Raw genomic sequence first — 12,455 nt, forward strand, 5'->3', positions numbered from 1 at the left:
AGGCTCTTCAACTGAATGAAGAGCCTTTTTTTAAGCGAATTAAATAACAAACATATCCATAAATTCGTTAACCGCGATATTCTCAAAAGACCGCTGCTGACTGCATTGATCAAAAATAGATTTAACCCGAAGCTCAGGAAAACGAGTGGCTAAATTTGCTTTAAACTTGCTTTCAAGAACGGGAAAGCCCTCTTCTCGACGTCTTCTGTGCCCTATCGGATATTCCACCACAACCTTTTCAGTATGAGTTCCGTCTTTGAAAAACACCTGCAACGCATTGGCTATAGAACGCTTTTCCGGATCGTGATAATCCTGGCTATATTGCTTGTTCTCAATCACTTCCATTTTTTCACGTATGGTATCAATAACAGAGTTATTTTCATGAAAGCTGTTCTCGTAATGATCCGCTGTTAGCTCGCCGAAAATTAGCGGTACCGCAGTCATGTATTGCAAACAATGATCTCTGTCCGCCGGGTTAGCCAGTTTCCCCTGTTTTGAAATAATTCGAATAGCCGACTCATGAGTCGTTATTTCAACTTTTTCAATTTCATCAATTCTATTTTTAACTTCCGAGTGCAATGTCACGGCAGCTTCACAGGCAGTCTGAGCATGAAACTCAGCCGGAAAAGACAATTTAAATAAAATATTCTCCATAACGTAACTGCCGTAGTCACGCTGAAACTTAAATTTCCAATCTTCTTTCGGTTTCAACTGCTGATCTTTATTGGTTTTATTAAACAGTACATCATAGAAACCCCATTGCGGAGCAGTTAGTGCCCCGGGAATTCCCATTTCACCGCGCATCGTTATGTCGGCCAAACGTACAGCTCTTGAAGTGGCATCGCCCGCAGCCCAGGATTTACGTGAGCCGGCATTAGGCGCGTGCCGATAGGTTCTTAATGATTGACCATCAACCCAGGCTTGCGAGACAGCAGCCATAATCTGTTCTCTGGAACCACCCATTAACCAGGTAACCACGGCGGTAGAGGCCACCTTCACCAACACAACATGGTCCAGACCAACCCGGTTAAAACTGTTTTCTATGGCCAAATTTCCCTGAATTTCATGAGCTTTAATCATCGCTTCTAAAACGCTTTTCATAGTTAAAGGCTTTTCGCCTTTTGATACTCGTTTTTGCGAAATATAGTCAGCGGTTGCCAGTATGCCGCCTAAATTATCGGAGGGGTGCCCCCACTCGGCTGCCAGCCAGGTATCATTGAAATCCAGCCAACGAATAATACAACCTATATCCCAGGCTGCTTTAGCCGGATCCATTCGAAACTGAGTCCCCGGAACCCGGGCGCCATTTGGAACCATAGTTCCTTCAACCAGGGGACCTAAATGTTTACTGCATTCAGGAAAGCGCAGCGCTAGTAAGCCACACCCCAGGGTATCCATCAGGCAGTTACGAGCGGTATTCCAGGCTTCCTCACTGTCTACTTTGTAATCGGTAACGTAGTCTGCAATGGTTTGAATGACTTCGTCGTAGTCGGGACGTTCATTACTTTCAACGGTTGTACTCATCACTGACTCCTTAGTTAATTTTATTATCAGAACGGGCTATCCGTTTGTCTATATGTACCCTGAAAAGTGCCTTTTTGATCGCCACAAATTGTTAAGAAACAGGAAGAAAAGGATAAAAAAAACCCGGAACCAATCCAAATTGTTCCGGGTATAGGGGAATGGCTCAAAGGTTGAGCCGTGCGCTAACTCATGACAAAAACACTGCATTAGGTCGCATAAAATTCATTCGGTAAACTTCAGTGTAGACAATATCAAAGGGATGTCTAATATTTTTAAGGATTTTTTTATCTTACTGTTTTTGAAAAACTTTAACTAAAAAAGCCACAAGTTATACACAGCTAATTAAGAGTTAGTAAACAGCTTATAATAGTTAGCTGTCGTGGTCTTAGCGACCTCTTCTAAGCTAATGCCTTTTACGTCAGCTACGCATTTTGCAACGTCGACAACGTAGGCTGGCTGGTTCTCTTTACCACGATGAGGAACCGGCGCTAACCAGGGACTGTCGGTTTCAATTAAGAGTTTCTCCAATGGCAATGCTTTGATTGTGTCACGCAGCTCCTGAGCATTGCGGAACGAGGCTATACCGGAAATAGAAATAAAGAAATCGAGGTCGTCAATGGCTTTTTTTGCCATCTCAAGAGACTCGGTAAAACAATGCAAGACACCACCAGGCTTTTCAGCATGGCCATTTCTTAATAAAGACAAAGTGTCCTGCTGAGCGTCGCGCGTATGGATAATCAGTGGTTTGTTGACGTCGTTGGCTATTTCAATATGTTGCTCGAAATTTTCCCGCTGTAGTACTTTTGATTCAGGGTGGTAAAAGTAATCGAGCCCCGTCTCTCCTATCGCAACAACGCTATTCAGTGCTGTTAGCTCACGTAATTTTGCGCCTAATTCAGCTATTGGAGTCTGACTGTCTTTCACATACAGAGGGTGCACACCACAAGAAATCGAAACATCATCGAATTCGGCCACAGCCGCCTGCATGGCTGGAAAGTCTTCGAGGGTAACGCAAACACACAGCATGTGTTCAACCTTATTCGCACGTGCCGCTGCAACAATTTCTTTTAAATCGGCACCCGCTTTTTCAGGGTTGATTTTATCCAGATGACAGTGTGAGTCGACGAACATAGATAGCTCCACTTAGCGTTGATTTGAGTGACAAAAGTCGTTAACCAGTTGGTGGAAGAGTTTACCATATTCGTTTGTATGATGGCGGCAAAGGTAACGAAGATAATGAATCAAGGCTTGCTGTGAGGGCGAAACAGCGACTGCCAACCAGTTCTTTAGCTCTCCGGCCTCAAAACGGAACACCACGCTCACCTCTAAACATAGAGCTTTACCTTCTAAGCCCGGGCATTGAAACTCTAATCTGGCCCTGTCATCCAGCGCGATATCGGTCGTTTCGCTGTTGACCAGAAAAGTGAGGGACTGAAACTCGGGAACAACATGAGCAGCGAGCTCTGTTGCGGATTGTGGACTTAATTTTAGCGTCAACATGACAACTCCGTTTTACGGAGTCGCTATGCTGAAAGAGTATTTGACCAGCGACTCCAGGCAAAACTTAATAATAACGGCAAATTGATCCCCGTTGAGCCCTGATATCGCTGACGTAGCTGTCGGCATTCGGATACCCATTCACTTAACTGCGCGACATTGACCCACTCATAATTGCTGATTTGTTGTAATTCGCCCGCTAGTTGCTCATAACGCAAACGCGTAGCCGCAGCTCGTTGGCTAATCAGCAACCAATCCATTAGTAAGTTCTCGGAAATATCCAGCCAGCTTAATGCACCGTCTTTATCTTTCAATAAAGGTAATTCCTGTTGCCCACGCAACCCCGCCAGAAGTTGTCCGGCAAAACTCACTTGCTCATCACTTTGTATGCTTGCCGGGTACGCAATGCTTACCCATTGCATGCGGCTTCTTAAGGTGGGGAGTAAGCGCTCGACGTCCTTGGTTGAAACCAGCCAATGTGTATCGGCTGGAGGTTCTTCCAGAACTTTCAGCAGTGCGTTGCCAGCCTGTTCTGTCATTTTCTCAGCTTCGAGTATAACAGCGACTTTTAATCCGTTCTGGTTCGCTGTCTGCGTTACATTTTGTTGCAGTTCACGTACCGTATCAACACCTATTCGATTAACTTGTGCACCATCAATAGTCCAGGTGTCCGGATGATTACCCGATAGGTAAAGTAAACAGGATTTACATTTGCCGCAGGCACTTTTGCCCGGTTGCTTGCACAACAAAAACTGATTCAGGCGCTGAATAAACTCGGTCGAACCGCCCTCGACGTTATGCTGTAAATAGTAAGCATGAGCCAGGCGTCCGGCTTCAGCGCTCGCTACTAATCTTAACCAGGGTTCTCGCAGCCACGGAAAAGCCATTAAAACAGATACTCCTCAATTGCTCTCAATATTGACTGATGCACGTCCAGCATCGACTGATTCGCATCAATGACAATAATGCTCGGATCTTTAGCTGCAATATTCAAATAGCGTTGCCGGGTTCGTTGAAAAAAAGCTAGATCTTCTTCCTCAATACGATCCAGTTCGCCTCGCTCGCGCGCACGCTCAAGACCTTTCTTTTCTTCAACATCAAGTAGTAGGGTTAAATCGGGGGTAAAATTTCCTAAAGTGATTTTCCGTATCTTTTGCAATAACTCATCGCCAAGCTCACGGCCGCCTCCCTGATAAGCTCTTGAAGATAAATCATGTCGGTCACCAATAACCCAGCGGTTCTGGGCTAAAGCTGGTTTTATAACATTATCAACCAGCTGAACCCGGCTGGCGTACATAAGTAAGAGTTCGGTGGTGGGGCTTACTTTTTCATCCCACTTCTTTTTTACCAGGTCCCGCAGCGATTCGGCTAACGGTGTGCCACCAGGTTCACGAACCGTTTCAGCCTGAATTCCTTTCGCCTGAAGATGCGTAACAACACTTGCGATGGCCGAACTTTTACCGGCTCCTTCGAGTCCTTCAATAACAATAAATTTTCCTGACATAATCACTCTTGATTCAGTTGGTATCGGCGCACAGCCCGTTGATGCTCTTCCAGTGTTTCCGAGAAAACATGGCCACCCGATTTATCCGCAACAAAATAGTAAAACGGAGAACGTTCAGGGTTCGCTGCTGCTTTAATTGAGGCTTTGCCGGGCATAGCGATTGGTGTTGGCGGTAATCCGTTAATTCGATAAGTATTGTATTCTGTTTTCTCGCGCAAATGAGTACGAGTCAGATTGCCGTCAAAATTTTCAATACCATAAATTGTCGTCGGATCAGACTGCAACCGCATGCCGACTGCCAATCGGTTTGCAAATACGCTAGCCACCAACGGACGTTCATCAGCCAAACCGGTCTCTTTTTCAATAATAGAAGCCAGTATCAACAATTCGTAAGGTGAGTTTACAGGACATCTGTCTGAACGTTCTTGCCAGGTATTTTCCAGCACCTGCTGCATCGACTGGTACGCTTGTTTCAGGATAGCAAGATCCGTTGTGTAAGCTCTGTAACTGTAGGTTTCAGGTAATAAAACGCCTTCGAGAGAGGCTTCTGTAACGCCCAGCTTTTGTCTCAGTTCCGCCGGACTCAATTCAGAAGACTCATCTTTTAAGTAAGGAAGCTGTTTTAGTTGAGCTCTCCACTGCTCGAGAGTCAATCCTTCAACCAGAGTCACAGTAAAGGTTTTTTCCCGCCCATGACTCAACATACTCCAGATATCAAACCAGCTTTGTTGTCCGTTAATTTCATAAAGGCCGGCTTGCAAATGATCGACATCGTCAAAAACCTGGCTCAGGCGATAAATTAATGCCGAGCTCCCCTTCTCAAAGTGCTCTGTTACTTTAGAGGTTACGCTACGGGCAGTGGCTCCTCCTCTAAAATCTAACAATAGAGTCGTACTAGCGTCACTTTCACTTTGTATCGGCTGCGCTAAATACCAGCGCCCGGACACAAAGACAACCGCCACCGAAACCGCAAAAACTGCAACAAGCAGCGCTAAAATAAGACGTATTTTCATAATATAAGCTGCTCTAACACCGCTGGCAATTTACTCTTATCCAATACTTTACCATTAAACTGAGTAACCGTAACAGCGCCTCTGACACTGTTGCTGAGGATAATCTGCTCAACATCCGCTAACTCTTTTAATGAATAATGGCCAATATGCAAAGGAGTCAGCATGCCTTCATCAATAATCAACTGACGCATAATGCCTTGTACTCCGGAAAAACTCAGCTCGGGGGTGTACCATTGCCCTTGTTTGTACCAAAAAACATTTCCCTGTATGGCTTCGACAACATTACCTTCCGAATCGCAGACCAGTAAATCGTCGTATGCAGAAACACTGCGCTCTTGAGTCAACAGAACCTGTTCCAGCCTATTTAATGTTTTTAAACCAGCCAGCTTAGGCTGTCTCGCTAAGTTCAATTCAGCAACGCCAAGACTAACCGAGTTAAGTTTAGCCGGGGCATCACTTACCTGAATGTACTCATTGGCCTCTGTGTTGTCTGAAAAGCCATAGCCCCGGCCTCCATACCCACGCGTGACAATTACCTTGCAGACACCGTTTTTAATACCATTACAAGCGTTAAGGATACGTTCATGTAAAGAATCAAAGTCTGGATGGTTTATAAATAAACGAGTATTAGCTTCAGACAGCCGGCTCAGATGTCTCTCAACATACAGAGGCACACCTTGAACAACTCGGATGGTTGTAAAGTGCCCGTCACCGAACTGCAGCCCTCTGTCTATTTCCGAACAATGGAAAGGCGTATTATTAAGTAGTATTTTTCTTATTGTCATAACAAAAAAGGCGGAACCAATGGCTCCGCCTTTTATATCACGTTCTACGACAAATTAGTCGTTAGAATGATTATTTACGTAATCGATAGCTGATTGAACTGTTTTAATTTTTTCAGCTTCTTCGTCTGGAATTTCAGTTTCAAATTCTTCTTCCAAAGCCATTACCAGTTCAACTGTGTCCAAAGAATCAGCACCAAGGTCATTTTCAAATGACGCTTCAGGCTTAACTTCTTCTTCTTTAACACCTAATTGTTCAACAATGATTTTTTTAACGCGTTCTTCAATAGTACTCATGATTATAAAATCCCTCAATAGTCATCGCGAGAGTGAAAATTGGCTGTAGTGTAGTGAAACCAGCCTCATTAATAAAGTAAAAAATAGCATAAAGTTAAGAGGTCGTACCGCTAACCTCTTAAACCATCGCCATACCACCATTAACGTGAATGGTTTCACCAGTGATATAAGCTGCACCTTCTGATGCTAAAAATGCTACCGCAGCAGCAATTTCCTTTGGCTCGCCTAAACGTGCTGCCGGAATATTATCAAAAATAGCTTGTTTTTGCTCATCATTCAGAGCTTTTGTCATATCTGTATCAATAAAGCCAGGCGCAACACAGTTTACGGTAATTCCGCGCGCTGCAACTTCTTTAGCCATTGCCTTGCTAAAACCAACCAGTCCGGCTTTCGCGGCACAATAGTTAACCTGCCCGGGGTTTCCTGTTGTGCCAACAACTGAACTGATATTAATAATACGACCGTTACGGCGCTTCATCATGCCGCGTACAACCGCTTTACAAACTTTAAATACGGCTGACAAATTCGTGTTTAACACAGCATCCCACTCGTCGTCTTTCATTCTCATCATGAGGTTATCGCGGGTGATGCCGGCGTTATTCACCAGAATATCAATAGAACCATACTCTGATTCAATCTCTTTAATAACCTGCTGCAGACTATCAGAATCGGTTACATCCAATGCCAGGCCCTTGCCTTTTGAACCGAGATATTCGGAGATTGCAGCGGCACCTTTATCAGAGGTAGCTGTACCAATAACTTTCGCTCCCTGGCTAGCAAGCAATTCAGCTATTGCTTTTCCTATTCCCCGGCTTGCGCCTGTAACTAATGCGACTTTATTTTCAAAGTTTTGCACGTAAATAACCTTTTTATTAAAGTGAGTTCAAAGAGTCTAGCGTATTCAACGCACTACAACCAAAAGCCTTGGTAATACGTTTGTTTAATCCAGTCAGTACTTTTCCCGGACCAACTTCGTAGGCTGTTTCGACATCCAATTTCGCAATCTGTTCAATTGTCTCAGTCCAGCGGACAGGACGATAGAGCTGACGCACCAAAGCATCTTTAATGGCATCTTCGCTGTCTGCTGTTGCAACATCGACATTATTAATGACCGGTGTGTGAGGCTGTTTCAACTTTATCGACTTTAACGCATCGGCCAATTGGCTGGCTGCTGGCTGCATCAAAGCACAGTGTGATGGCACGCTAACAGGTAACGGCAAAACACGTTTTGCTCCAGCTTCTTTTAATGCTTCTGCGGCGCGAGCTACAGCGTCTGCATGTCCAGCTATAACCACCTGACCCGGTGAATTATAATTAACCGGAGTCACTATTTGTTCCCCGGCCTGTTCTAAACAAATTTTTTCAATTTCGGCATCTTCAAGGCCAATAACTGCGGCCATAGCACCTTCACCTTCAGCCACCGCTTGCTGCATAAACTCGCCGCGTAGGGCTACAAGTTTAACCGCGTCAGTAAATTCTAATGCTCCGGCACATACTAGCGCTGAATACTCACCCAGACTATGCCCTGCCATAACGGTAACGTCCGTCAGGCCTTTTTCTTTGGCTACACGGTAAAGTGCAACACTGGCAGTTAATAATGCCGGTTGCGTCCGTTGCGTTTCATTCAATTGCTGCTCAGGTCCCTGTTGCACCAACTGCCAAAGATCATAACCCAGAACAGCGCTGGCCTCAGCAAAGGTTTCTTTCACTAACGCGAAATCATTCGACAACTCACTTAACATGCCAACGCTTTGTGAGCCTTGTCCCGGAAATAACAGTGCCGTTTTAGTCATAATCATCCTCTTAATATTGAACGAGCGCCGAACCCCACGCAAAACCGCCACCAAAAGCCTCTAGCAAGAGTTTTTGACCGCGTTTAATGCGTCCGTCCTTAACCGCCCAGTCAAGTGCAATTGGTACCGATGCCGCAGAAGTGTTCCCGGTTTTATCCAAAGTAATAACCACCCGCTCCATCGGCATTTGTAATTTTTTTGCTGTGGCTTGAATAATACGCAAATTTGCCTGATGCGGAATTAACCAGTCCAGATCATGCGCCTGTAATTGATTTTCCGCTAAAGTTTCGGTCACTAAACTACTGAGTTTTGAAACCGCAACTTTAAAAACTTCGTTACCTTTCATGTACATCCAGGCGTTCTCTGTGCCGCGGTCTGTCCCTCTGGAGGCTTGTTTGGCTCCTAATAAGTGACTGTACTCGCCGGCACTGAATAGATGAGTAGAGATAATTCCGGGAGTACCACTTTGTTCCAGAACAACCGCCCCGCCACCATCACCAAAAAGCACCACAGTGTTACGATCATTAGGGTCACATAAACGCGCCAATACATCAGTACCAATGACCAGAATACGTTGATGTTGTCCACTTTTAATAAATTGGTCAGCTACAGAAAGCGCATAAATAAAGCCGGAGCATGCTGCTCCAACGTCGAAAGCCGGAACTGACGTAATGCCCAGCATTCGTTGAATTTCACAGGCAGCACTAGGAAAGGCATGCTCGGCCGATGTGGTCGCCACCACAATCATATCGATATCGCGGGGGCTCAAACCGGCGGCAGCCAGTGCTTCTTTTGCCGCTTCATAACCTACAGTCGCTGCGGTTTCATTAGGTGCCGCAATGCGCCGTTCTTTAATGCCGGTTCTTTCTGTTATCCATTCGTCAGACGTATCAACCCGCTGGGAAAGTTCTTCATTAGTAAGCCGTTGTTCGGGCAGATAGTGCCCGGTACCAACAATTTTTGCATAAGTCATAGCGCTACTTAACTGATTACAGCTGTTCTGATAAGACTGCTTCGACACGATGTTTAATTCGCTCGGGAAGCTGTTCATGCGCTTCTGCGACGGCTTGTTGAATTGCACTATAAAAAGCGCCGGCGCTAGCGCTACCGTGACTTTTTATCACGACATGGCGCAATCCTATCAGACTCGCACCATTGTAGTGGTCGGGCTTCAGCCTATCCCAGGATTTATGCGTCCGTTTTTGTAAAAAACGAAAGAAAAACCGATAAAGCCAATGCGAGTTCAGTGTGTCCCGCATTTGATCAATAATGAATGTTGCCAGACCTTCACAGCTTTTAAGCGCAACATTACCGACGAAACCATCACAAACCACAACATCAGCTCTACCACTAAATAAATGGTTACCTTCAATAAAACCAATGTAGTTTAACTGCTCGCATTGAGCGAGTCTGGCCGCCGCATTGCGTACAACATCATTACCTTTGATGTCTTCTTCACCCATATTTAACAGGCTAATTTTAGGGGCTGGCACACCCGATAAATATTCAGCCGCCACAGCACCCATAACACCAAACTGAAACAAAGTTTCTGAATCGCAACTGGCATTAGCGCCGAGATCAAGCAGGTAAGATTTTCCGCCGGTTTGATTCGGCAAAGCCGTCATCAATGCCGGGCGCAACACGCCAGGAAGCGTTTTAAGTGTAAAGTAAGCATTAGTCATTAACGCGCCAGTATTGCCACCGCTTACCATTGCCTGACAATTACCGTCGGTTAGAGTTTGCAGCGCAACGCGCATGGAGGACTCAGGCTTACTACGCAGAGACTGGCCCGGTTTATCATCCATTTCAATAACTTGTTCTGCATGAACAAGATTTACAGAAGGATGCGAGCTTAAATTGAATTTATCGAGTAACGGGGTGAGTTCTTGCTCGTGCCCGACAACGGTGAATTTAACATCGGGATACCGATGAACCGCTTTTTCCAGGGCTTCTATAACAATAGAGGGGCCATTATCGCCCCCCATTGCATCAATCGCTATGTTCAGTTCAGGCATGGCCTGTCTTACTTGTTAACGACCTTACGACCCTTGTAATAACCGTCGGCTGTTACGTGGTGACGACGATGCGTTTCACCCGTAGTTGAGTCAACCGACAGTGTTGGGCCGTCTATTGCATCGTGTGAACGACGCATGTCGCGTCTTGAACGACTTTTCTTACTTTTTTGAACAGCCATTTACGCTATCTCCTGATTATTTACGCTTCAATTCTTGCAATACGGCAAACGGGTTCTCAGACTCTTCAGCAGCTGATTCGTCAATTTCGCCCCACGTCATCGCATCACGATCCACCTGACATGCCTTAGCGTCGTGCTTAGGAACTATTGGCATAGCCAGAATTAATTCGTCTTCAACAAGCCCATGCAGGTTAACTTCTCCAAAATCGTTTACCTCAATAGCTTCGTAGCTATCGGGAAAGTCATCTGCCACCTGTCGCTTAGTGACAGGAGCATACGCAAATTGCGCGAGAATATCAACATCCAGGGGCGTATTACAGCGTTCACAAAGTACTTTTACAGCAACTTTTGCTTTCCCTGTAAAATAACTAATGCCCTGCTCATCAATTCCAAACTCAACACTGGCCTCAGGATCGGGGCAAGGTTCTACCAAACTTTCCTGAAGTCTTGTCAATGTTTTACCAGGCACAACCCCATCATATGCCACTTTCTTGTTGGCACTTTTGACTGGGTCTACTGTTACGGGAATACGAACTTTTTGCATAGCGCGCGAATGTTAACGAAGTTCCGCTTTACTGACAAGGGAAATCTGCCGTTAATCCTTATTTAGAGGGTTAATTCCGTGAGTTCTCAACATATCCAGTAAAGCGATAGCTGGTAACCCGATGAGTGTATTGGGGTCGTTGCCTTTTAAACCACTGAACAAACTGATTCCCAGCCCTTCGCTTTTGAAGCTGCCGGCACAATCAAAGGGGTTTTCAAGTTCAACGTAACGTTCTATTTCTTCGGTACTCAGTTGACGAAACTCGACTTCAAACGGCTCTACTCTGACTTCGCATTGTTGAGCCTTTGTATTAAGAACGGCCAACCCAGTATAAAAGGTTACCGTTTTGCCCACAAAACTGGACAATTGTTGCACCGCATTTTCATGGTTGCCGGGTTTACCTAAAATATTGCCATCACAAACAGCAACCTGGTCGGAACCAATAATAATGGCGTCATCGTAGGTCATTCTTTTTTCAACTGCCCGGGCTTTTGCTTCCGCTAACCGGCCAACTAATTGTTGTGGGCTTTCTGAGTTAATAGCACTCTCGTCTATATCCGGCTTCACAACATCGTAGTTCAAATGCAATCTATCTAGAATTTCGCGACGGTACTTAGAACCTGATCCCAGAATTAGTGGCAACGTCATAATGTCTCCCTGACAAGTTTATTACTGAGTTCTGAAAGCGAATCGACCACGATTGTAGCACCGGCTTCGCGCAAACGTTCAGCGTCATGTACGCCGAAGCTTACGCCAACTGCCTGTACACCGGCTGCAACCGCCATTTTCATATCGTGAACAGAGTCTCCAACCATTACGGTGTGTTCAGGCTGGGTTTTAAGTTCACTCATAATTTCATAAAGCATCTGGGGGTCAGGCTTGCCTTTAGTTTCACTGGCACACCGCGAAGTATCAAAGTAATGCTCAGTTTCACTTTCTGCCCAGACCCGTTCTAGCCCCCGTCGGGCCTTGCCTGTAGCAACGGCTAAACGATAGCCAGCACTGGATAACTGAGAAAGCACCGCTTTTGCATCGTGAAATAATGGCGACGGAGTTGTATTCAAGTCGACATATTCATCACGATACTGAGTTAAAAAGTTATTCATTTGTGTCGCGTTAAGCACGCCGAACAGTTTCTCTATTGCGGGTTCAAGGCTTAAACCGATAATATCTCTGACTGAAACCTCGGTCGGAACGGGTAACCCCGTGTGCTGCGCTGTATTTTGCATAGATGACACAATTCGGCCAATGGAGTCCATTAAAGTGCCGTCCCAGTCAAACACCACAAGTCGCTTATCGTACATCAT

At 45.4% G+C, this 12,455-nt stretch carries 16 protein-coding genes; all 16 read right to left on the reverse strand.

The window, feature by feature from the left end; all coding sequences use genetic code 11:
- Positions 1-39: 39 nt before the first annotated feature.
- Entirely contained in the window at positions 40-1,524 is a 1,485-nt protein-coding gene (locus tag NJR55_RS10850; RefSeq protein ID WP_253619963.1) for a bifunctional 2-methylcitrate dehydratase/aconitate hydratase, read from the reverse strand.
- A 342-nt stretch (positions 1,525-1,866) separates the two neighbouring features.
- A complete protein-coding gene (locus tag NJR55_RS10855; protein WP_253619965.1) occupies positions 1,867-2,655 on the reverse strand; it encodes a TatD family hydrolase in 789 nt (262 codons plus the stop codon).
- Between the two features lie 12 nt (positions 2,656-2,667).
- Positions 2,668-3,024, reverse strand: a complete 357-nt coding sequence (locus NJR55_RS10860; protein WP_253619966.1) for a hypothetical protein — start codon at positions 3,022-3,024, stop codon at positions 2,668-2,670.
- A 23-nt stretch (positions 3,025-3,047) separates the two neighbouring features.
- Positions 3,048-3,908 (reverse strand): DNA polymerase III subunit delta', encoded by an 861-nt coding sequence (locus tag NJR55_RS10865; protein WP_253619967.1) that lies wholly within the window; start codon positions 3,906-3,908, stop codon positions 3,048-3,050.
- Positions 3,908-4,525, reverse strand: coding sequence for a dTMP kinase (gene tmk, locus NJR55_RS10870; RefSeq protein ID WP_253619968.1), 618 nt, complete (start codon positions 4,523-4,525; stop codon positions 3,908-3,910). Before tmk ends, NJR55_RS10865 begins: the two co-directional genes overlap by 1 nt.
- A 2-nt stretch (positions 4,526-4,527) precedes the next feature.
- Positions 4,528-5,538: an endolytic transglycosylase MltG gene (mltG, locus tag NJR55_RS10875; protein WP_253619969.1), complete on the reverse strand. Its 1,011-nt coding sequence runs from the start codon at positions 5,536-5,538 to the stop codon at positions 4,528-4,530.
- Complete coding sequence (gene pabC, locus NJR55_RS10880) at positions 5,535-6,323, reverse strand: aminodeoxychorismate lyase (RefSeq protein ID WP_253619971.1); 789 nt, start codon at positions 6,321-6,323, stop codon at positions 5,535-5,537. The genes mltG and pabC overlap by 4 nt, the downstream gene beginning before the upstream one ends.
- Positions 6,324-6,377: 54 nt before the next feature.
- Positions 6,378-6,617, reverse strand: a complete 240-nt coding sequence (gene acpP, locus NJR55_RS10885; RefSeq protein ID WP_011234585.1) for an acyl carrier protein — start codon at positions 6,615-6,617, stop codon at positions 6,378-6,380.
- Positions 6,618-6,735: 118 nt separating this feature from the next.
- A complete protein-coding gene (gene fabG / locus NJR55_RS10890; protein ID WP_011234586.1) occupies positions 6,736-7,473 on the reverse strand; it encodes a 3-oxoacyl-ACP reductase FabG in 738 nt (245 codons plus the stop codon).
- Between the two features lie 16 nt (positions 7,474-7,489).
- Entirely contained in the window at positions 7,490-8,410 is a 921-nt protein-coding gene (gene fabD / locus NJR55_RS10895; RefSeq protein WP_253619973.1) for an ACP S-malonyltransferase, read from the reverse strand.
- Between the two features lie 10 nt (positions 8,411-8,420).
- The gene (locus NJR55_RS10900; RefSeq protein ID WP_253619974.1) at positions 8,421-9,383 is read right to left on the reverse strand and encodes a beta-ketoacyl-ACP synthase III; all 963 of its coding nucleotides are present in this window, start codon (positions 9,381-9,383) and stop codon (positions 8,421-8,423) included.
- 16 nt (positions 9,384-9,399) lie between these two features.
- The gene (plsX, locus tag NJR55_RS10905; RefSeq protein ID WP_253619976.1) at positions 9,400-10,425 is read right to left on the reverse strand and encodes a phosphate acyltransferase PlsX; all 1,026 of its coding nucleotides are present in this window, start codon (positions 10,423-10,425) and stop codon (positions 9,400-9,402) included.
- A gap of 8 nt (positions 10,426-10,433) precedes the next feature.
- Entirely contained in the window at positions 10,434-10,604 is a 171-nt protein-coding gene (gene rpmF / locus NJR55_RS10910) for a 50S ribosomal protein L32 (RefSeq protein WP_011234590.1), read from the reverse strand.
- Between the two features lie 16 nt (positions 10,605-10,620).
- Positions 10,621-11,148: a 23S rRNA accumulation protein YceD gene (yceD, locus tag NJR55_RS10915; protein WP_011234591.1), complete on the reverse strand. Its 528-nt coding sequence runs from the start codon at positions 11,146-11,148 to the stop codon at positions 10,621-10,623.
- A gap of 51 nt (positions 11,149-11,199) precedes the next feature.
- Positions 11,200-11,796 (reverse strand): Maf family protein, encoded by a 597-nt coding sequence (locus tag NJR55_RS10920; RefSeq protein WP_253619977.1) that lies wholly within the window; start codon positions 11,794-11,796, stop codon positions 11,200-11,202.
- On the reverse strand, positions 11,793-12,455 hold the full coding sequence (locus NJR55_RS10925) for an HAD-IA family hydrolase (RefSeq protein ID WP_253619978.1): 663 nt from the start codon (positions 12,453-12,455) through the stop codon (positions 11,793-11,795). The genes NJR55_RS10920 and NJR55_RS10925 overlap by 4 nt, the downstream gene beginning before the upstream one ends.

The organism is Idiomarina rhizosphaerae, from assembly GCF_024159085.1.
In the GTDB taxonomy this organism is placed as follows: Bacteria; Pseudomonadota; Gammaproteobacteria; order Enterobacterales; family Alteromonadaceae; genus Idiomarina; species Idiomarina rhizosphaerae.